15 protein-coding genes are annotated in these 21,543 nt (G+C 69.7%); 11 read left to right on the top strand and 4 right to left on the bottom strand.

Going from position 1 to position 21,543, the window contains the following annotated elements:
* Positions 1–41: 41 nt before the first annotated feature.
* Positions 42–1,073, top strand: coding sequence for an alanine racemase (locus tag OG422_RS15495; RefSeq protein ID WP_143939986.1), 1,032 nt, complete (start codon positions 42–44; stop codon positions 1,071–1,073).
* 85 nt (positions 1,074–1,158) lie between these two features.
* Here OG422_RS15495 and OG422_RS15490 read toward each other — a convergent pair whose 3' ends face one another.
* On the bottom strand, positions 1,159–2,637 hold the full coding sequence (locus OG422_RS15490) for a glycosyltransferase family 87 protein (RefSeq protein ID WP_405743379.1): 1,479 nt from the start codon (positions 2,635–2,637) through the stop codon (positions 1,159–1,161).
* 152 nt (positions 2,638–2,789) lie between these two features.
* On the bottom strand, positions 2,790–5,453 hold the full coding sequence (locus OG422_RS15485) for a transglycosylase domain-containing protein (RefSeq protein ID WP_143939988.1): 2,664 nt from the start codon (positions 5,451–5,453) through the stop codon (positions 2,790–2,792).
* Positions 5,454–5,814: 361 nt separating this feature from the next.
* Between OG422_RS15485 and OG422_RS15480 the strand changes: the two genes are divergently transcribed.
* From OG422_RS15480 to OG422_RS15470, 3 genes are all read left to right on the top strand, one after another.
* Positions 5,815–6,495 (top strand): helix-turn-helix transcriptional regulator, encoded by a 681-nt coding sequence (locus tag OG422_RS15480; protein WP_405743378.1) that lies wholly within the window; start codon positions 5,815–5,817, stop codon positions 6,493–6,495.
* Between the two features lie 46 nt (positions 6,496–6,541).
* Positions 6,542–7,624 carry an inositol-3-phosphate synthase gene (locus OG422_RS15475; protein WP_143939990.1) on the top strand — a complete coding sequence of 361 codons (1,083 nt, stop codon included), beginning with the start codon at positions 6,542–6,544 and terminating at the stop codon, positions 7,622–7,624.
* A gap of 78 nt (positions 7,625–7,702) precedes the next feature.
* Positions 7,703–8,983, top strand: coding sequence for an MFS transporter (locus OG422_RS15470; protein WP_405743377.1), 1,281 nt, complete (start codon positions 7,703–7,705; stop codon positions 8,981–8,983).
* Positions 8,984–9,234: 251 nt separating this feature from the next.
* Here OG422_RS15470 and OG422_RS15465 read toward each other — a convergent pair whose 3' ends face one another.
* The gene (locus tag OG422_RS15465; RefSeq protein ID WP_405743376.1) at positions 9,235–10,713 is read right to left on the bottom strand and encodes a CCA tRNA nucleotidyltransferase; all 1,479 of its coding nucleotides are present in this window, start codon (positions 10,711–10,713) and stop codon (positions 9,235–9,237) included.
* A 180-nt stretch (positions 10,714–10,893) separates the two neighbouring features.
* On the opposite strand from OG422_RS15465, the gene OG422_RS15460 reads away from it, so the two are divergent.
* The 7 genes from OG422_RS15460 to trxA all read left to right on the top strand — a co-directional run bounded on the left by OG422_RS15460 (position 10,894) and on the right by trxA (position 20,736).
* Positions 10,894–13,230 (top strand): DUF6049 family protein, encoded by a 2,337-nt coding sequence (locus OG422_RS15460; protein ID WP_405743375.1) that lies wholly within the window; start codon positions 10,894–10,896, stop codon positions 13,228–13,230.
* 45 nt (positions 13,231–13,275) lie between these two features.
* On the top strand, positions 13,276–15,480 hold the full coding sequence (gene murJ / locus OG422_RS15455; protein WP_405743374.1) for a murein biosynthesis integral membrane protein MurJ: 2,205 nt from the start codon (positions 13,276–13,278) through the stop codon (positions 15,478–15,480).
* A 104-nt stretch (positions 15,481–15,584) separates the two neighbouring features.
* Positions 15,585–17,300, top strand: coding sequence for a protein kinase family protein (locus OG422_RS15450; protein WP_143939995.1), 1,716 nt, complete (start codon positions 15,585–15,587; stop codon positions 17,298–17,300).
* A gap of 301 nt (positions 17,301–17,601) precedes the next feature.
* On the top strand, positions 17,602–18,294 hold the full coding sequence (gene sigM / locus OG422_RS15445; protein WP_405743373.1) for an RNA polymerase sigma factor SigM: 693 nt from the start codon (positions 17,602–17,604) through the stop codon (positions 18,292–18,294).
* A complete protein-coding gene (locus OG422_RS15440) occupies positions 18,291–19,274 on the top strand; it encodes an anti-sigma factor family protein (protein WP_405743372.1) in 984 nt (327 codons plus the stop codon). Before sigM ends, OG422_RS15440 begins: the two co-directional genes overlap by 4 nt.
* Positions 19,275–19,387: 113 nt before the next feature.
* Entirely contained in the window at positions 19,388–20,362 is a 975-nt protein-coding gene (gene trxB / locus OG422_RS15435) for a thioredoxin-disulfide reductase (RefSeq protein ID WP_143939998.1), read from the top strand.
* Positions 20,363–20,409: 47 nt separating this feature from the next.
* Positions 20,410–20,736 (top strand): thioredoxin, encoded by a 327-nt coding sequence (trxA, locus tag OG422_RS15430; RefSeq protein ID WP_143939999.1) that lies wholly within the window; start codon positions 20,410–20,412, stop codon positions 20,734–20,736.
* Between the two features lie 72 nt (positions 20,737–20,808).
* Here trxA and OG422_RS15425 read toward each other — a convergent pair whose 3' ends face one another.
* Complete coding sequence (locus tag OG422_RS15425; protein WP_405743371.1) at positions 20,809–21,426, bottom strand: GNAT family N-acetyltransferase; 618 nt, start codon at positions 21,424–21,426, stop codon at positions 20,809–20,811.
* Positions 21,427–21,543: the final 117 nt, after the last annotated feature.

The raw sequence follows: 21,543 nt of genomic DNA, 5'->3' as shown, positions 1-21,543 counted from the left end.
CTCCGTCACACCCAGCCACGAGAAAGGTTCCGGGCCCGGCCATGGCGCTCACCCTCTACGTCGACACCGCGCGCTGGCGGGCGCATCACCAGAGCGTTCTCCAGCAGTTCCCCGGGCTGGTCCCGGTCTGCAAGGGCAACGGCTACGGCTTCGGCCACGAACGCCTCGCCGATGAGGCCGCCCGCCTCGGGTCCGACATCCTCGCCGTCGGGACGACCTACGAGGCGGCCCGGATCAAGGACTTCTTCAGCGGTGACCTCCTCGTCCTGACGCCGTTCCGCCACGGCGAGGAGCCGGTGCCGCTGCCCGACCGCGCGATCCGTTCGGTCTCCTCGGTCGAGGGGGTGGGCGGCCTGGTGGGCGCCCGCGTCGTCATCGAGGTCATGAGCAGCATGAAGCGGCACGGTGTCACGCCGGAGGACCTGCCCAAGCTGGCCACCGCCATCGAGGACGTCCGGCTGGAGGGCTTCGCCATCCACCTGCCGCTGGACCGCACCGACGGCTCCGACGCCGTCGAGGAGGTCATCGGCTGGATGGACCGGCTGCGGGCCGCCCGCCTCCCGCTGCACACCATGTTCGTCAGCCATCTCAAGGCCGAGGAGCTGGCCCGCCTCCAGCAGCAGTTCCCGCAGACCCGCTTCCGCGCGCGGATCGGCACCCGGCTCTGGCTCGGCGACCACGAGGCCACCGAGTACCGCGGTTCGGTCCTCGACGTCACCCGGGTCGCCAAGGGCGAGCGCTTCGGCTACCGCCAGCAGAAGGCCGCGTCCGACGGCTATCTGGTCGTGGTGGCCGGTGGCACCTCGCACGGCGTCGGCCTGGAGTCGCCCAAGGCGCTGCACGGCGTGATGCCGCGGGCCAAGGGCGTGGCGCGCGCGGGCCTGGCGACGGTCAACCGCAATCTCGCCCCGTACGTCTGGTCCGGCAAGCAGCGCTGGTTCGCGGAGCCGCCGCACATGCAGGTGTCGATCCTCTTCGTCCCGAGCGACGCGCCCGCGCCGCAGGTCGGCGAGGAGCTGGTGGCGCATCTGCGGCACACCACGACGCAGTTCGACCGGATCGTCGACCGCTGACCCGCCCGGGCCACGGCCCGTACGGCGAAGGCCCGGCGCCGCGGCACTCCCGCGGGGCCGGGCCTTCGCCCGTTCCGGCTCCGGCTCACTCCCGTACGGCGCCCCAGCGCACCCGCGGGGCGCCCTCGAAGTGCACGGCGGGGCGGGGGAGCGGGGCCCGGCCCAGGACGAAGACGTCGGGTGCCCGGTCGAGGACGCCGCCGGACGGGTCGTCCTCGCCGTCCCGGCGGACCACGTCACGCTCCGGCAGCAGCACATCACGGATCACGACGGCGCACAGGTAGAGCGTGCCCAGCAGATGCACCAGGATCGCCAGCTGGTAGCCCTCCGGCGGCAGCCCCTGATGCTTGTCGCCGCTGCCCGTGTAGGCGAGGTACGTCCAGATCCCCAGGTAGTACAGGACCTCGCAGCCCTGCCAGACCAGGAAGTCCCGCCACCGTGGCCGGGCCAGCGCCGCCAGCGGGATCAGCCACAGCACGTACTGCGGGGAGTACACCTTGTTCGTCAGGATGAAGAGCGCGACGACGAGGAAGGCGAGCTGTGCGAAGCGCGGGCGGCGCGGCGCGTAGAGGGTGAGCAGGGCCAGACCACCGCAGCCGAGGAGCATCAGCAGCGTGGCGTAGAGGTTGGCGTTCTCCAGCGGGTTCCCGGTGCGTTGGGAGAGCAGCAGCCATACGGAACCGAAGTCGATCGGCCGTTCCTGGCTGAAGGTGTAGAACTTCGCCCACCCCTCACGGAGGTGGAAGCCGCTCGCATCGTGGGTGAGCATCACCGGGAGGTTCACCACGAGCCAGGAGGCCACGGCGCCGGTCAGGCACCGCCCGTAGGCGCGCCAGGCACCGGCCCGCCAGCAGAGCACCAACAGGGGGCCCAGGAGCAGTACGGGGTAGAGCTTGGCGGCGGTCGCCAGCCCGATGAGCACTCCGGCGCGGAGCGGGCGGCTCCGGGACCACAGGAGCATGCCCGCTGCGGTGAGCGCGACGGCGAGCAGGTCCCAGTTGATCGTGGCGGTCAGCGCCAGCGCGGGGGCCAGCGCGACGAGCAGCCCGTCCCAGGGACGGTTCCGGTGCGTACGGGCCACGCAGACGACGAGGACGGCGGCGCAGACCATCAGCATCCCGGCGTTGACCAGCCAGTAGATCTGCTCGCGCTGGACGATCTCGCCGCCGTTCGGGGTCAGCCAGGAGGCGACCTCCATGAACAGCCCGGTCAGGACGGGGTACTCCAGGTACTCCATGTCGCCGGGCAGCCGGTCGAAGTAGGGGATGAGCCCGTCGGCGAAGCCGCGTCCCGCGAAGAGGTGGGGGATGTCGGAGTAGCAGGCGTGGACGTACTGAGAGGTGGCGCCGAAGAACCAGCCGCCGTTGTAGCAGGGGAGCTTCTGCACCATCCCGAGGGCGAACATCCCGAGGGCCACGAGCACGATCACCCTGACCGGGGTCAGGCGGCCCGTGCCGGGCAGCGCCCGACGACCGAGCGGGCCCCCGAGCATCTCGCTGCCGGCTGCCGCGACCTCGTCCCGCTGTGTGGGCCGTACGGACTCGTCCCCGCGCACGCTCGTCATGGCCCCATCCTGCCGCACGCCCCTGTGTGGAACGCGGCGAAGCCCCCGCCCGGTCGAGCCGGGTCGGGGGCTTCGTGGTGCGCTGTTTCACGTGAAACAGCCGTGCGTTCGGCTGCCGTGGCGGCGGACCGTTTCACGTGAAACGGAGGGGGTCAGGGACTTTCCCCGCTGGGGCCACCGAACCAGCCGCCGCCGGTGCCGGGTCCGCCCGTCGGATCCGGCGACTGGGTGTCCCCACCGGTGTCGCCGCCGGGCCCGCCGCCGGGCCCGCCGCCTGGGCCGCCGCCGGGGCCGCCGGTCGTACCGCCGTTGTTCTGGCAGCCGATGTCCCAGTCGGCACACGTCTCCGTGGCCGTGGGCGTCGGCGAGTGGGTCGGCGTCTCGGAGTGCGAGGGCGTCTCCGAGGGCTTCTGGGACGGCGTCTCCGAGGGCTTCTGGGTCGGCGTCGGGGAGGGCATGCCCGGCTCGTCGATGCGCTGGCCGAGGGGCGTGGCAGCCGGGAAGTCCTGAACCGGCGTCCCCTGCAGCGCCTGGATCATGTACTGCGTCCAGACCTGGGTGGGCAGCGCACCACCGTGGATCGAGTCGAAGCCGCCGACGCCGTTCATGGAGAGCTGTCGGGGGTTCTTCGGGTCCTCACGGAACATCGAGATCGCGGTCGACAGCTGCGGGGTGTACCCCACGAACCACGCCGACTTGTTCTCGTCGGTGGTACCGGTCTTGCCCGCCGCGGGACGGCCCAGCTTCTGCGCTTCCTCCTTGGCCGTACCGTTCGTGATGACGTTCTCCAGCACCTTGGTGACGTTGTTGGCGATGTCCGGGTCGATCGCCGGTTCCGTCGTGGGCGCCTCGATACCGTCCACCGCCTCGCCGTGGTGCTTCACCTCCGTGACCGAGTACGGCTCCACCTTGGTGCCCGACTTCGCGAACGTCGCGTAGGCGTTGGCCATGCGGATCGCGCTGGGCGTCGAGGTGCCGAGGGCGAACGAGGGGTTGAGGTACTTGTCGAAGCTCGTGTCCGAGATGCCTGCGGCCCGCGCCATGTCCCGCACCTTGCTCATCCCGACATCCATGCCGAGCTGCACGAACGGGGTGTTGATCGACTGCTCCATCGCCTTGTTCAGGGTGATGTAGCCCCAGGCGTGATTGCTCTCGTTCTTCTGGTAGAAGGGCGAGTTGTCCTTTGACAGGTAGTCGGTGCCGTCGGCGTTCTTCACCTTGAGGTGGTCGTCACCGTTGTAGCGGCTCTCCGGTGACAGCGGCTGGCCGTTGCTGTGCTGCGTCCCGTACTTCATCGCCGCCGCGAGGACGAACGGCTTCCAGGTCGAGCCGACCGGCACACCGAAGGTGTCGGCGTTGTTGCTGAAGTGGCCCTTGTCGTAGCCCTCACCGCCGTAGAGCGCGACGATCTTGCCGGTTCCGGGCTCCACCGAGGCACCACCGAACTGGACGTACTTGTCCTTCTCCCGCTTCTCCGGGTCGATGTAGTGCTTGTCGACCTTCTTGACCGAGTTGGCCAGCGCGGTGACCTTCTTCTTGTCGAAGGTCGTGTAGATCTGGTAGCCGCCCTTGTCGAACGCCGCCTGACTGAGGTGGGTGTTCTTGAGGACGTACTTCTTGGCCGTGTCCATCAGATAGCCGATCTGGCCGTTCTGGCTGGCCGACGACTTCGGCTGCTTCGGCGTGGGGAACTTCGTGTACTTGGCCCGCTCGCTCTTCGACATCAGGCCCACATGGACCTCACGGTCGAGCACCCACGACCAGCGGCTCTTCGCCCGCTTCGCGTTCTCCTGGGGGCTGGCGTGCGGCACCGAGCCGCCCGCGGGGTCGTAGAGCTCGGGGCCCTTGAGCACCGCCACCAGGAGGGCCGCCTCGTCCGGCTTCAGATCGCGGGCGTCCTTGCCGTAGTACGCCTGGGCCGCCGCCTGGATGCCGTAGGAGCCGCGCCCGAAGTAGCTGGTGTTGAAGTAGCCCTGGAGGATCTGGTCCTTCCCCACCTTCCAGCCGACCTTGATGGAGATGAACAGCTCTTTGAACTTACGGGTGAGCGTCTGGTCCTGGCTCAGCATGGCGTTCTTGACGTACTGCTGAGTGATCGTCGAACCGCTCTGGGTCTCCTCGCCCTTGGCCATCTTGATCAGGGCGCGGATGATACCCCCGGGGGCGACGCCGGAGTCGTCCCGGAAGTTCTCGTTCTCCGCCGCGATCGCCGCGTTCTGCATCGACATCGGGATGTCGCTGATCTGGACGATCTGGCGGTTGGTCTCGCCGTCACGGGCCATGACGCTGCCGTTGGCCCAGTAGTAGATGTTGTTCTCCTGCCGGGCCGCGATGCTCTCCTTGGGCACCTCCACCAGCCACAGAGCAACACCGGCGACCCCGACTATGACGCCCAGGAAGGCGACGCACAACGTCGTGACCTGCTTCCACGACGGCACGAAGCGGCGCCACCCGACGCGTCCGGCCCGCGGGTAGTCGATGAAGCGCTTCTTGGCCGGACCGTTTCCGCCGCGGCCGCGCCCACCGCCCGCGCCGTCCGCGCCGCCACCGCGACGGCCCCGGCCGCCGCCTCGTCCGCCACCGGCAGCCCCCGCCGCGTCGGACGCGCGCCGGCGACCGCCGCGCTGAGCCGCACGACGTGCTTCCGCCCGCCCGCCTGGTGGCCGCTCCTGACCGTGCGCGGCAGAGTGGGATGTGGAGCCGGAAGCAGCATCACGGGGCGCCGAACGACGCCCCGATGACTGCTGTGCGGCACGTCGGGCCGCGGCGCGACCGCCACCTTGCGGCTGTGGCGGTTTGCGACGGTGCTCGCTCATGGAACGAATACTCCTCGGGCAGGCGCGCTATCTCGTCGCCTGAAGGCGGTGGTTGTCTTCAGGTCCCCCCGATGCACGGCCCGTTCCTGAAGCGCGGGCCGCACTACACCGAGCACAGGGACGCCAGTTATCGGCCCACGGTTCCCGGCAGTCTGCATGCCGCACAGACTACGCACGGCCAAAACCTGCCCACCGTTGAAATTCACTCCAAATCAGGCAGGTTGGACGCTATGAATCGGTGATGTGACGCCGTTCACCGCACCCTTGCTTGTCCCGCCCCACGTGGCGTTCTATCGTCTGGATGTATCGAGTCGATACATCAGCACGGCATAAAGAGTGCGCGAGGTCGAGGAGGCGGAGGATGAGCAGGCGCTCCGGTGTCCTCGAATTCGCCGTTCTCGGCCTGCTGCGCGAGTCCCCGATGCACGGCTACGAGTTGCGCAAGCGGCTCAACACCTCGCTCGGGGTTTTCCGCGCGTTCAGCTACGGGACCCTCTATCCCTGCCTCAAGGCGCTGGTCGCGAACGGCTGGCTCATGGAGGAGCCGGGCGGCCCGCCCGAGGGCGCGCCCGCCACGGCTCTGACCGGACGCCGGGCGAAGATCGTCTACCGCTTGACCGCGGCGGGGAAGGAGCACTTCGAGGAGCTGCTCTCGCACTCCGGGCCGGACGCGTGGGAGGACGAGCACTTCGGCGTCCGCTTCGCGTTCTTCGGCCAGACGTCGCGGGACGTGCGGATGCGCGTGCTGGAAGGGCGTCGCAGCCGGTTGGAGGAACGTCTCGAAAGAATGCGTACCTCCCTGGCCCGCAGCCGTGAGCGGCTGGACGACTACACCCTCGAACTCCAGCGCCACGGCATGGAATCCGTGGAGCGCGAGGTCCGCTGGCTGAACGGACTCATCGAGAGCGAGCGCACCGGGCGCGATCGGCATCCGCCCGGGACCGCTGAGCGGGACAAGCAGGATCAGTCAGGAGATACGGACGGCCTGCCCCGGCACCGGGGTGGTTCCCGGCCGGATCCGTCCGATGACACCACCACATGAGGTCCTGTCCGGCAGGACCTCAGCGAGAACACAGGGAGCAACCGGAATGGGTTCGGTTCGCGTAGCCATCGTCGGCGTGGGCAACTGCGCCGCCTCGCTGGTACAGGGCGTCGAGTTCTACAAGGACGCCGATCCGGAAAGCCGTGTGCCCGGCCTCATGCACGTGCAGTTCGGCGACTACCACGTCCGTGACGTCGAGTTCGTGGCCGCCTTCGACGTCGACGCCAAGAAGGTCGGCCTGGACCTCTCGGACGCGATCGACGCCAGCGAGAACAACACCATCAAGATCTGCGATGTGCCGAACGCCGGTGTGACGGTCCAGCGCGGCCACACCCTCGACGGCCTGGGCAAGTACTACCGCATGACGATCGAGGAGTCGGAGCAGGCTCCGGTCGACATCGTCCAGGTCCTCAAGGACAAGCAGGTCGACGTGCTGGTCTGCTACCTCCCTGTCGGTTCCGAGGAGGCGGCGAAGTACTACGCGCAGTGCGCCATCGACGCCAAGGTCGCGTTCGTCAATGCCCTTCCGGTCTTCATCGCCGGTACCAAGGAGTGGGCGGACAAGTTCACCGAGGCCGGTGTCCCGATCGTCGGTGACGACATCAAGTCGCAGGTCGGCGCCACCATCACGCACCGCGTGATGGCCAAGCTCTTCGAGGACCGGGGCGTCATCCTGGACCGCACGATGCAGCTGAACGTCGGCGGCAACATGGACTTCAAGAACATGCTGGAGCGGGAGCGGCTGGAGTCCAAGAAGATCTCCAAGACGCAGGCCGTCACCTCGCAAATCAGGGACCGTGACCTGGGCGAGGACAACGTCCACATCGGTCCCTCGGACTTCGTGGCCTGGCTGGACGACCGCAAGTGGGCGTACGTCCGCCTCGAAGGCCGTGCGTTCGGCGATGTCCCGCTGAACCTTGAGTACAAGCTGGAGGTCTGGGACTCCCCCAACTCCGCGGGGGTCATCATCGACGCGCTGCGCGCCGCGAAGATCGCCAAGGACCGCGGCATCGGCGGCCCGATCCTCTCCGCGTCCTCGTACTTCATGAAGTCGCCGCCCGTGCAGTACTTCGACGACGAGGCACGCGAGAACGTCGAGAAGTTCATCAGGGGCGAGGTCGAGCACTGACGCTCCCCTCATCACCACCTTCCGCGGGCCTCCGGGTATCTCTCCCGGGGGCCCGCGGGCTGTGTGAGGCTGTGCCTCATGTCTGCTGTGCGCGACCTCGCCGCCCTGCTCCGCCTGCGCGACTTCCGGTCCCTGCTCGCCGCACGGTTGCTCTCGCAGGCTGCCGACGGCGTCTTCCAGGTGGCGCTCGCAACGTTCGTCGTCTTCTCTCCGGAGAAGCAGGCCACGCCCGCCGCCATCGCCGGTGCGATGGCCGTCCTGCTGTTGCCCTATTCGCTGCTGGGGCCGTTCACCGGCGTACTGCTGGACCGCTGGCGGCGGCGTCAGGTGCTGCTCCACGGAAATCTGCTGCGTGCGGCGCTCACCACGCTCTCTGCGACGCTGGTGATCCTGCCGTCGGTGCCCCTCTGGCTGTTCTATGTCGCAGCGCTGTCGGTCACCGCGGTGAACCGCTTCGTCCTGGCGGGTCTCTCCGCCGCGCTGCCCCGAGTCGTCGATGACGCACGGAAGTTGGTCGTCGCCAACTCCCTCACGCCCACGGCCGGGACGCTTGCCGCGACGGCCGGTGGCGGGCTGGCCTTCGTGGTCCGGCTCCTCGGCCCGGACGCGGACGCCCTTGTCGTCCTCATCAGCGCGGCCCTGTATCTGACGGCGGCCCTCACCGCACTGCGTATGACGCCGGATCTGCTTGGGCCGGACGCCGCGCAACTTCAAGTCGACCTGAAGGCCGTCCTGTTAGAAACGGCGCATGGCCTCGTGGACGGGCTGCGTCACCTCGCCCGGCGGCGAGCCCCGGCGCGCGCCCTGGCGGCGATGACCGCCGTCCGCTTCTGTTACGGCGCGCTGACCGTCATGGTGCTGATGCTCTGCCGCTACGCCTGGTCCACAACGGCAGCCGACGGCTTAGCCCTGCTGGGGATGACGGTCGCCGTATCGGGCGCGGGCTTCTTCGCCGCGGCGCTCGTCACGCCTTGGGCGATCTCCCGGTTCACGCTCTTCGGGTGGATCGCCTGCTGCGCCGCCCTCGGAGCCGTCCTGGTCCCGGCGCTGGGCCTGCCGTTCACCCTACGGCCGATGCTGGTCGCCGCCTTCGTCCTCGGATTGAGCACCCAGGGCACGAAGATCGCGACGGACACGGTGGTGCAGGCCACGGTCGACGACGCCTATCGCGGCCGGGTGTTCGCCGTCTACGACGTGCTGTTCAACGTCGCGTTCGTCGGCGCCGCTGCGGTCGCCGCGCTCATGCTGCCGCCGGACGGACGCTCGGTCCCGCTCGTGATCGTGATCGCCTGCCTCTACGCGGCGACCGTCGTCGCGGTGACCCGCTCCGGATTCCTGAAGCTCCGCCCGTCCATGTGAGTCGCGCCCGGCGGCCGGAGGGCAGTACCGGTCCGCACCTCGGCGAACGCACCGGAGAATGTTTCACGGGAAACATCACTGAGGGCGGGGCGCCATGTTTCACCTGAAACGGCCCGTCGGGCACAGCGTTTCACGGGAAACCAGCGCGCACTCCACGTCGTGTTTCACGTGAAACACCACGCACCCGCCCCACTCGGTTTCACGTGAAACCGCGCGGTCGTCCACCCGGTTTCACGTGAAACACCACGACATCAGCCCTGCTGGGCTGCCCACCACTCCTTGAGCGCGGCGATCGCGTCCTCGCGCTCCATCGGGCCGTTCTCCAGCCGGATTTCCAGCATCTGCTTGTACGCCTTGCCGACGGCCGGGCCCGGGGCGATGTCCAGGATCTGCATGATCTCGTTGCCGTCCAGGTCGGGACGGATCGCGTCCAGCTCCTCCTGCTCCTGCAGGCGCGCGATGCGCTCCTCCAGACCGTCGTACGCGCGCGACAGGGCGCTCGCCTTGCGCTTGTTACGCGTCGTGCAGTCCGAGCGGGTGAGCTTGTGCAGCCGGGTCAGCTGCGGGCCCGCATCACGGACGTAGCGGCGGACCGCCGAGTCCGTCCACTCGCCGGTGCCGTAGCCGTGGAAGCGCAGATGCAACTCCACCAGCCGCGCGACGTCCTTCACCAGGTCGTTGGAGTACTTCAACGCGATCATGCGCGTCTTGGTCATCTTGGCGCCGACCACCTCATGGTGGTGGAACGAGACCCGGCCGTCGCCCTCGAACCGACGGGTCTTCGGCTTCCCGATGTCGTGCAGCAGCGCCGCCAGCCGCAGCACCAGGTCCGGCCCGTCCTCTTCGAGGTCGATCGCCTGCTCCAGGACCGTGAGCGTGTGCTCGTAGACATCCTTGTGGCGGTGATGCTCGTCACGCTCCAGCCGGAGTGCGGGCAGCTCGGGCAGCACTCGGTCGGCGATCCCCGAATCGACCAGCAGCCTGAGCCCCTTGCGCGGGTTGGGCGCCAGGATCAGCTTGTTCAGCTCGTCCCGGACGCGCTCCGCGGACACGATCTCGATCCGTCCCGCCATCGCCTTCATCGCCGCCACGACCTCGGGGGCGACCTCGAAGTCCAGCTGAGCCGCGAAACGGGCCGCACGCATCATCCGCAGCGGGTCGTCCGAGAACGAGTCCTGCGGCGTACCGGGCGTCCGCAGCACACGGGCGGCCAGGTCCTCCAGACCGCCGTGCGGGTCGATGAACTCCTTCTGCGGGAGGAAGACGGCCATCGCGTTCACCGTGAAGTCGCGGCGGACGAGATCTTCCTCGATGGAGTCGCCGTAGGAGACCTCGGGCTTGCGCGAGGTGCGGTCGTACGCCTCGGAGCGGTACGTCGTCACCTCGATGTCGAAGGAGCTCTTCTTGCAGCCAACGGTGCCGAACGCGATGCCGACCTCCCACACCGCGTCGGCCCACGGACGGACGATCTTCAGAACGTCCTCGGGGCGCGCGTCCGTGGTGAAGTCCAGGTCGTTGCCGAGCCGGCCCAGGAGCGCATCCCGCACCGAGCCGCCGACCAGGGCAAGCGTGAACCCGGCCTCCTGGAATCGGCGGGCCAGGTCGTCCGCCACGGGGGAGACCCGCAGCAGCTCGCTCACGGCACGGCGCTGCACCTGGCTCAGCGCGTTCGTCGACTGCGCAGACCGCTCGGGCTGCGGGGCGGGGATGTCATTGTTGGCGTTCGGCACAACTGAAAAGGGTACGTGCCCGTGCCACGCCCGGCGTCCCGCCGTCGAGGGCGCCGCCGTGACCGGTCCGGCCCGTGATCTTGTGGCGCACACCATGGCACGACGCCACTGCGCACCTCGTTACCATGCGTGGACGCACATTCCGACGACCACTGACGACGACGAGGGACGGGCGAGCGCGTGGCCGATGCGGCAAGGTTCCGGTGGACTGAACGGCCGCGCGGGCGCCGGCTACGACGCGGCGCCGCGCTGCTCACCGGGGTGCCCCTGCTCATGGGCCTGCTGCAGCTCCCGCAGGCCCCGGCGGCGCACGCCGCCCCCACCGGGCCGCGCTCCGTCGACGTCAGCATCGACTCGCTGACCCCGACGGCCCCCGGCAAGGGCGACACCGTCACCGTCTCCGGCACCGTGACCAACGAGAGCCGGTCCACGGTCACCGACGCCCACGTCGGCGTCCGGCGCGGCCCGGCGGTCAGCGGGCGCAGCGCGCTCGACACCGCCGCCCGGCGCACCGGGTTCTCCCCGGCGGAGGACGGCCCGGAGGTCAAGGGCCACACCGCAGACGTCGACGCGCTTCGGCCCGGCGTCAGCCGTTCCTTCTCGCTCCGCGTCCCGGTCAAGGACCTCGACCTCGGTGACGGCGGGGTGTACCAGCTCGGCGTCTCTCTCTCGGGCCGGACGCAGGGGCAGTACGAGCAGGTGCTCGGCATCGAGCGGACCTTCCTGCCCTGGCAGGAAGGCGATGCTGGGAAGAAGACCCAGCTCACCTACATGTGGCCGCTGATCTCCTCCACCCACCTCACCGCTCAGACGGACGCCGATGCTCAGCAGACGCCGGTCTTCCGCGACGACGACCTCGCCTCGGAGATCAAGCCCGGTGGCCGGCTGCAGCAGATGGTCGCGCTGGGCAAGGACCTCCCGGTGACGTTCGTCATCGACCCGGACCTCCTCGCGACGGTCGACGCGATGACCAAGCCGTACCGGGTGCACGGCCCCGACGGCCCCGCGGGCAAGAACCAGGCCGTCGCCAAGCAGTGGCTGAACGACCTCACGGAGGCGGTGAAGACCCACGAAGTCGTCGCGCTCCCGTTCGCCGACCCGGACCTCGCCTCCCTCGCCCACCAGGGCAAGAACGTGCCCAGCGCGCTCGGGCACCTCGGCCCGGCCACGGAGCTGGCGTCCACGACCGTCGACACGACGCTGGGTGTGAAGCCGCGCACGGACTTCGCCTGGCCCGTCGACGGTGCGATCGACTCCTCGATCGTGGACGTCGCCACCTCCGCCGGTGCCCACAACGTCATCACCCGCAGCGACAGCCTGCGGGAGTCCGACCAGCTGACCTACACGCCCACCGCCGCCCGGCCGATCGGCGGCGGCAACACCGCCATCGTCGCGGACGAGGGGCTGTCCACCGCCTTCGAGGGCGACCTCACACAGAGCGGCCGGGCCACCGAAGCGGTCCAGTCGTTCCTCGCCCAGACCCGGCTGATCGGCCTGCAGGACCCCGGCCGGCAGCGGAGCATCGTCGTCGCACCGCAGCGGATGCCGTCCACCAGCCAGGCACAGGCCATGGCCGGGGCGCTGCGGACGCTGGAGACCACCGACTGGACGCAGCCACTGGACCTCAGCGACGCCGCCAAGGCCGAGCCCGACGAGGCGGCGGCACGGAGCGTCCCGAGCCGCGCCGCGTACCCGTCGTCGCTGCGCCGTCAGGAGATGCCCACCGAGGCGTTCCGCCAGATCCAGGAGACCCAGGCGGCGCTGGACGACTTCCGGGTGAATCTGGACCGCCCCGAGCGCGTGGTCACGCCGTTCGGGAACGCGATCATGCGGGGGATGTCGACGCAGTGGCGCGGCAACCGGGCCGGAGCGGCCGCGTTCCGCGGCTCGGTGCGGGACTACCTCGACGAGCTGACGCGCAAGGTCCACCTGATCCAGAAGTCGAACGCCACGCTCTCCGGGCGCAGCGCGACGATCCCGGTGACGGTGCAGAACAACCTCCTGCAGGGCGTCGAGGGGATGACGCTGAAGCTGACGTCCTCGCAGCCGAACCGGCTGAGCGCGGGCGAGCCGCAGCGCATCAAGGTGGACGGCGGGCACAGCCAGTCCTTCAAGTTCGACACCACGGCGAACGCCAACGGCCCTGTCCGGGTGAACGCCCAGCTCTACACCGCGGACGGAAAGCCGTACGGTCAGCCGATGACGTTCGTCGTGAACGTCACGGAGATCACCGCGACGGTCATGCTCGTCATCGCGGGCGGCGTGCTGCTGCTCGTCCTGGCCGGTGTGCGGATCTACCTCCAGCGCAAGCGGGCGGCCGTCCGGAAGACCGGCGAGGGCCCGCAGGGCGAGGCCGGTCCGGACGGCGCCGCCGAGCCCGGTGACCCGGCCGGTCCGGACGGCCGGAACGGCATGGACGCGACCGACGAGGACGCCGGGCAGCCGAGTGACCCCACGCCGGACACCGGTTCGGGAAACTCCGGTCCGTCCGGCTCAGGTGAGAAAGTGGACCGTTGATATGTGGCGGGGCCGGATGGCCGGCGACGATGAGGTGGGGCAGCGATGAACGCGCCGTTTGACGGTGACCGCGGCCGGGGCGCCGAGGGCGACCCCGCGGGGCCGGTCCCACCGACGCCGCAGGCGCCGGGCGCCCACGACGCCTACGCACAGGAGCCGTACGGCCCGGACGCGTACGGCCGGACCCCCTACGTGCAGGGCGGCCACCGCTACGAGGCGCACCAGGGCCATGGACCCGCAGCCGCCCCGGCATACCCGGGCGGCGCGGCGCAGCCGCCATCGGGCGCGCCCGCCGAACCGTTCCCGCCGCAGCCCACGGCCCCGTACGCCCCCGAGCAGCAGGGCTGGGGCGCGCCCGCGCCGACCGGGCCCGCCGGGGCGCCGTACGCCGATGCGGCCGCGACGGTGCAGTTCGCCGGTGTGGGCGACGCGGTCGGGCAGACGGCGGATCAGCAGCCGGAGTCCGACGCGTTCGCGCACCTCTTCCGCGACCAGCAGTCGTATGAGCCCCGTCGTCCGATGGCGGCGGAGCCCGGTCCGGCGGCGGTCCCCGAGGCGGCTCCGGAGCCTCCGGCGCCCGAGCCGGAGCCGGTCGCGGCCGCCGGGAAGCCCTCCGGGGGCCGCGCCTCCGGTCTGCTCAAGTCCAGCGCCGTGATGGCCGCCGGCACGATGGTCTCCCGCCTCACCGGCTTCGTCCGCTCCGCGCTGATCGTCGCCGCGCTGGGCGGCGCGGTGCTGGGTGACTCCTGGCAGGTGGCATACCAGCTGCCGACGATGATCTTCATCCTGACCATCGGCGGCGGTCTGAACTCTGTCTTCGTCCCGCAGCTGGTGCGCGCGATGAAGGAGGACGACGACGGCGGCGAGGCGTACGCCAACCGCCTGCTGACGCTGGTCGTCGTCATTCTGGGCGTGCTCACGGTCCTGGCGGTCTTCGCGGCGCCGTTGCTCGTGAAACTCGTCTCGTTCGACATCTCACGCGATCCGGCGGCCAACGAGGTCGCCGTCGCGTTCACGCGCTACTGCGTGCCCACGATCTTCTTCATGGGGCTGCACGTCGTGATGGGGCAGATCCTCAACGCCCGCGGCCGCTTCGGCGCGATGATGTGGACCCCGGTCCTCAACAACATCGTCATGATCGCCACGTTCGGGCTGTTCATCTGGGTGTACGGCACCGCCAAGACCTCCGGCATCGGCGTCACCACCATCCCCGACGAAGGCATCCGCCTGCTGGGCATCGGCACCCTGCTCGGTCTCGTGGTGCAGTCGCTGGCGATGATCCCGTACCTGCGGGACGCCGACTTCACGTTCCGGCTGCGGTTCGACTGGCGCGGGCACGGGCTGGGCAAGGCCGCCAAGCTCGCGAAGTGGACCGTCCTGTTCGTCCTCGCCAATCAGGCGGGCGTCCTCGTCGTCACCCAGCTCTCCACCTGGGCCGGAAACACCGCGGACCACCAGGGACACCCCGGCACCGGCTTCATCTCGTACGCCAGCGCCCAGCTGATCTGGAACATGCCGCAGGCGATCATCACCGTCTCCGTGATGGCGGCGCTGCTGCCGCGGCTGGCCCGGTCGGCGGCCGACGGCGACACCGGCGCGGTCCGGGACGACATGTCCCAGGGCCTACGGACCTCGGCCGTCGCCATCGTCCCGATCTCGTTCGGCTTCCTGGCCCTCGGCATCCCGCTGTGCACGCTGGTCTACGGCTCGTCCGGCGCGGGCGTCCCGATGGGCTACATGCTGATGGCCTTCGGCATCGGCCTCATCCCGTTCTCGGTGCAGTACGTGATCCTGCGGGCCTTCTACGCCTACGAGGACACCCGGACGCCCTTCTACAACACCGTGATCGTCGCGGCGGTCAACGCTGCCGCCTCGGCCGCCTGCTTCCTGATCCTGCCCGCGCGCTGGGCGGTGATCGGCATGGCGGCCGCGTACGGCATCGCGTACATGATCGGCGTCGTGGTCGCCTGGCGGCGGCTGAGCAAGCGGATGAACGGTGACCTGGACAGCTCCCGTATCGTGCGCACGTACGCCCGTCTCGCGGGCGCGAGCATTCCCGCGACCGTCATCGCCGGTGCGGCGGTGTACGGCATCATGCAGGGGCTCGGCAGTGGGCTCCTCGGGTCGCTGGCCGCACTGATCGTGGGTGCGGTCGCCCTTCTGGGGGTCTTCTACGTGGCCGCGCGGAAGATGCGCATCGAAGAGATGACGGCGCTGGTCGGCATGGTCCGCGCCAAGCTGGGGCGCTGAGGCACAACCATCGACCGCCACCGCGTGTCGTGCATAGTGGCGGACTGTGGGCACAATTGTCGTGGCTCATTGAGCCTGCAACGGATGGGGAGGCAGGAACGACGGTGGCGGAACGGAGCACGGCTGCCGTCGACGTGGCCGACACAAGCGGTGACGAACCGCTGACCGCCAAGGCGGAGAAGGCCACGGACGACGGCACGAAGCCCGACAAGGCGTCCGGCGCGGAGGAGGCAGCCGTCGGCACCGATGACGCGACCACGGTGGCCGACGCACAACCCTCCGAGCTGCACAGCGGCCACAAGCTCGCCAAGCGCTACCGCTTGGAGGAGTGCGTCACCCGGCTGGAGGGGTTCAGCAGCTGGCGCGCGGTCGACGAGAAGCTGCGCCGCGCCGTCGGGGTGCACATCCTGCCCGCCGACCACCCGCGGGCCCGCCCGGTGCTGTCGGCGGCCCGTTCCGCGGCGCTCCTCGGTGACCCGCGCTTCGTGCAGATCCTCGATGCCGTCGAGGAGAACGATCTCGTCTACGTCGTCCACGAGTGGCTGCCGGACGCCACCGATCTGGCCACCGTGCTGGCCGCCGGGCCCCTGGAACCGCACGACGCCTACCAGCTCGTCAGCCAGGTCTCCCAGGCGATGGCCGCCGCCCACCGCGAGGGCCTGTCGCATCTGCGGATCAACCCCGGATCGGTGCTCCGCACGGAGTCCGGGCAGTACCGCATCCGTGGCCTCGCCATCATGGCGGCGCTGCGCGGTCTCACCTGCGACGAACCACAGCGTACGGACACGGAGGCGATCGGCGCGCTGCTCTACGCCGCGCTGACCCAGCGCTGGCCGTACGAGAACGACGCCTACGGCATGACCGGGCTGCCCAAGGGCGTCGGGCTGATCGCTCCCGACCAGGTGCGGGCCGGCGTCCACCGTGGTCTGTCCGAGCTGGCCATGCGCGCGCTGGTCAACGACGGTGCCACCGCCTCCCGCCAGGAGCAGCCGTGCACCACTCCGGACGAGCTGGCGAAGGCGGTGGCGGCGATGCCCCGCATCCGGCCCCCGGAGACGGCGTTCACCACTCCGCCCCCGTACCAGCGGACCCAGTACCAGCAGGGCAGTTACGGCCAGGCGGCGCGCAGCCACCCGATGAACCGCGCCACGCAGCCCGTGCCGACGCCGCCGCCCCCGTTGCAGAGCCGCACCGGCAAAGCGCTGAAGTGGTGTGTCTCCGCGCTGCTGATCGCTGCGCTGGGTCTCGGCAGCTGGCAGCTGGCGGACACCCTGCTCAAGCGGGAGAACGACACCTCCGGCAGCGGGACTCCGCAGGCCAACTCGCACCACGACACCAAGCCGAACGGCAAGCCGATCAAGATCGAGGACGCGGCCGAGTACTACCCGGACGGGCGCCCGCAACATCCCGATCAGGTGCGCTACACCTACGACAAGGACTCCAGCACCTACTGGCGGAGCATGAGCTACCGCGACGGTCCCGACATGAACCCGCACTTCAAGCAGGGCGTCGGCATCGTCTACGACCTCGGCTCGGAGCAGCCGGTCGGCGGCGCGTCGATAGACCTGCACTACGCGGGTCCGCACACCAAGGTCACGCTCTATGCGGCGTCGTCCCTGTCGCCCTCCGCTCCGCTAGGTTCGATGAAGCGCCTCGGCGGTGCGGATACCTCGGAGACCGTCGCGAAGGTCAACCTCAGCTCCCCGGCGAAGGCGCGCTACGTCCTGGTCTGGATGACGGCGATGCCCTATGCACCGGGCGACGACTACAGCAACGCGGGCTACAAGCAGGCCATCCGGGAGATCTCCTTCACCGGATGAGCGGGAAACTCCCCGAGACAGCGCAGGGGCCCGGCCGATCCGTCGGCCGGGCCCCTGTTTTTCCCACCCACCGGACGGATCGACCGGTACCGCCGGGTTTTCCCCCGCATTCCGGAACAAGCCCGGTTTTCCCCGTGCACGAATACCGCATTTCTCCCCTCTTTATCGCAGGCCGCGGCGGCACGGGATCGTTTGCGCTGGTCAGTGGCTTTCTTGTGAGGCTGTGCACCCGCCATTTCATTTACTTTCGCCATGCGGCGGGCTTCAATGGGGCGGGGGAAAGAGCACCTGTGGGAGGGCCGTGCGCGCCGAAGATGACGAAGCAGCCACGTCGAGTGACGCCGAGCTTCTCGCGCTGCACGTCAAAGGTGATCCCGATGCCTTCGGGGAAATCGTCCGACGCCACCGCGACCGGCTCTGGGCCGTCGCGATCCGCACCCTCGGCGACCGCGAGGAGGCCGCCGATGCCGTGCAGGACGCACTGGTCTCCGCCTATCGGGCCGCCCACACCTTCCGCGGCCAGTCAGCCGTCACCACCTGGCTGCACCGCATCACGGTCAACGCCTGCCTGGACCGGGCCCGCAAGGCGGCCTCCCGGCGGACCTCCCCCGTCGCCGAGACCGACCAGCTCGACCAGCTCCTGGAGCCGCAGGAGTCGGCCGCGGTACCGGCGGAGCGGCAGGACCTCCACCGCGAACTGCTCGGCGCGCTGCGTACCCTGCCGGAGGAACAGCGCGCCGCGCTCGTCCTCGTCGACATGCAGGGCTATCCCGTCGCGGAAGCCGCAGCCGTCCTCGACGTGCCGACGGGCACGGTGAAGAGCCGCTGCGCCCGCGGCCGGGCCCGCCTGCTGCCTCTGGTCCGGCATCTCAGAGCCGAGGACGGGGACGGAACGGCGGGGGCGGCAAGGAACCAGGAGCCGGGGGGATCCGTCCCACCGACACCAGGACCGAACGACACAGGTGCCGTGAAGGGCGGAGGTGGGCGAGCGTGACGTCGACAACCGGCACGGATGAGCACCCGGAGGTCTCAGAGATCTCCGACCTCACGGAGGGGCTTCTCTCCCCGGCCCGTACCGCCGCACTCCGCGCTCACCTGGAGTCGTGCACACTCTGCGCGGACGTCTTCGCCTCACTGGAGGAGATCCGGGGCCTGCTCGGTACACTCCCCGGCCCGGTGTCCATGCCCGCCGAGATCGCCGGACGCATCGACGCCGTTCTCGCGGCCGAGGCGCTGCTGAACGCCACGCCGGATCCCTCGGTTTCACGTGAAACACCTGACGAACCCACCGCGGATTCCCCCGAGTTCGCCGCCGGATCCGCGCCTGCTCCCCGCGAAACCCCTGACAAGCCCAGCACCGTTTCACGTGAAACCGAGGCCACGCCCCCGTCCGGGGGTGTCGACCGGCCCGCCGGGCGCCCCCGCGGCACCACCGGCCCCGGGCGGCGTGCACCGGGCGGTCGCTCGCCAGGGTCCCGTCGCTGGCCCCGCGTGCTGCTGGGCACGGCCGCGGCCGCTGCCCTGATCGGTGTGGGCGGAATCGTCGTACAGAACTCCTCGACCGAGACCGGCCACGACGGCGGGACGGACCGGCACACCACGGCGACGGAAAAAAGCACGGACACGCCCGGAGAGCTGTCCGCCGCGACGCTCGCCACACAGGTCCACAAGCTCCTCGCCACCAAGGGCTCGCAGAACTCCCCCGAGATCGGCACCCGCAGCGAAGCGGAGACCCCGATGCGCGGCGGGGACAACACCGTCCCGTCCTGCGTCAGCAGGGGCATCGGCCGCCCCGAGGCCCCGCTCGCCGCCCGGCAGGACACCTATCAGGGCAAGAACGTCTACCTCGTCATCCTCTCGATGCCCGCCGACCCGAAGCGCGTCACCGCGTACGTGGTCGACGCCTCCTGCATCTCCGCCACACCACCGGCGCCCGGGGACGTTCTGCTGAGCCGCTCCTACCCCCGGGACTGACCGGCCACTGTGCGCTGCGGCACGCCGGGAATGCTCGACCCGTAGGATCCGTTGGGTGGGGTGAGAGTTCCCAGAGCCCCAGCAAGCAGTCGGCAGAGACAAGGAAGACACCCGTGAGCGACGTCCGCAACGTGATCATCATCGGCTCCGGGCCCGCGGGGTACACCGCAGCGCTCTACACCGCCCGTGCTTCCCTGAAGCCGTTGGTGTTCGAAGGTGCTGTCACCGCCGGCGGTGCGCTGATGAACACCACCGACGTGGAGAACTTCCCCGGTTTCCGTGACGGCATCATGGGCCCCGACCTCATGGACAACATGCGGGCCCAGGCCGAGCGTTTCGGCGCCGAGCTGGTGCCGGACGACATCGTCGCCGTTGATCTCTCCGGGGAGATCAAGACCGTCACCGACACCGCCGGTACCGTGCACCGCGCGAAGGCCGTCATCGTCACGACCGGCTCGCAGCACCGCAAGCTCGGTCTGCCCCGTGAGGACGAGCTCTCCGGCCGCGGCGTCTCGTGGTGCGCCACCTGCGACGGCTTCTTCTTCAAGGACCAGGACATCGCCGTGATCGGCGGCGGCGACACCGCGATGGAGGAGGCCACCTTCCTCTCCCGGTTCGCCAAGTCCGTGACGATCGTGCACCGCCGCGACACCCTGCGGGCGAGCAAGGCGATGCAGGAGCGCGCCTTCGCCGACCCGAAGATCAAGTTCGTGTGGGACAGCGAGGTCGCCGAGATCCAGGGCGACAACAAGCTCTCCGGCCTGACGCTGCGCAACCTCAAGACCGACGAGACCTCCGAACTTCCGGTCACCGGCCTGTTCATCGCGATCGGCCACGACCCCCGCACCGAGCTGTTCACGGACCAGCTGAAGCTCGACGACGAGGGCTACCTGAAGGTCGACGCGCCCAGCACCCGCACCAACCTGCAGGGCGTCTTCGCCGCCGGTGACGTGGTGGACCACACCTACCGCCAGGCGATCACCGCCGCCGGCACCGGCTGCTCCGCCGCGCTCGACGCCGAGCGTTTCCTCGCGGCGCTCTCCGACGGCGACGCCACACCCGAGCCCGAGAAGACCGCGGCCGTCTGAGCCCGCGGTTCCCCAGCTTTCCACCACCCTTCACTAAGGAGACTGCCATGGCCGGCGCCACGGTTACCGTTACGGACGCCAACTTCGAAGAGGTCGTCCTCAAGAGCGACAAACCCGTTCTCGTCGACTTCTGGGCCACCTGGTGCGGCCCGTGCCGTCAGGTTGCCCCGTCCCTGGAGGCCATCGCCGCCGAGCACGACGAGATCGTCATCGCCAAGCTCAACACCGACGAGAACCCGGCCACCACCGCCAAGTACGGCGTCATGTCGATCCCGACCATGAACGTCTACCAGGGCGGCGAGGTCGTGAAGACCATCGTCGGTGCCAAGCCGAAGGCCGGCATCGAGCGCGAGCTGGCGGACTTCCTCGCCTGAGCGAAACGCCACAATGTTTCACGGGAAACGGGCCTGTCCCCTGCGGGGCGGGCCCGTTTCTCATGCCATCGCTCACAGGGGCCGTAGCGCGGGCTCCTTCTGCACCGCCCCCAGCAGCCGGTCGAGCGCCAGCTCCACGTCTTCCTTCCACGACAACGTCGACCTCAGCTCCAGCCGCAGCCGCGGGTACCGGGAGTGAGGCCGTACGGTCTTGAAGCCGACGGCCAGAAGGTGATCCGCGGGCAGTACACAGGCGGGCTCGGACCACTGGGCATCGCCGAAAGCCTCGATGGCCTTGAAGCCCCGCCGGATCAAATCCTTCGCCACGGTCTGCACCATCACCCGGCCCAGCCCCTGCCGTTGAAAGCCGGGCACCAACCGGGCCGTCAGCAGCTGCACCGCATCAGCGGACACCGGGCTCGTGGGGAACGCCGCCGCACGCGGCACATACGCGGGCGGCGCGTAGAGCACGAAGCCGGCCGGTACGTCGTCCACATAGACCACTCGCCCGCAGGACCCCCAGTCCAGCAGGACGGCGGAGAGCCAAGCTTCCTTCTCCGGACCGGCGCGGCCCGCCGCCACCGCGGCATCCCCGCTGACGGGGTCCAGCTCCCAGAACACACAGGAGCGACAGGGCTTGGGGATATCCGGAAGGTTGTCCAGGGTGAGCGGTACGAGCCGACGGCCCATGGCGCCAGATCCTCACTTCTCTCGCCCGCCGCACGCGGCCGCCCTCCGCACCGTCGCACCCGGCGAACCGCGGTGCCTCCTCCGGCACCCGAGCCGGATCCGACGGCGAGCGGTTCC

It is taken from the genome of Streptomyces sp. NBC_01525, from assembly GCF_045040405.1.
Taxonomy (GTDB): domain Bacteria; phylum Actinomycetota; class Actinomycetes; order Streptomycetales; family Streptomycetaceae; genus Streptomyces; species Streptomyces benahoarensis.
This window is presented reverse-complemented; position numbering and strand designations above follow the sequence as displayed.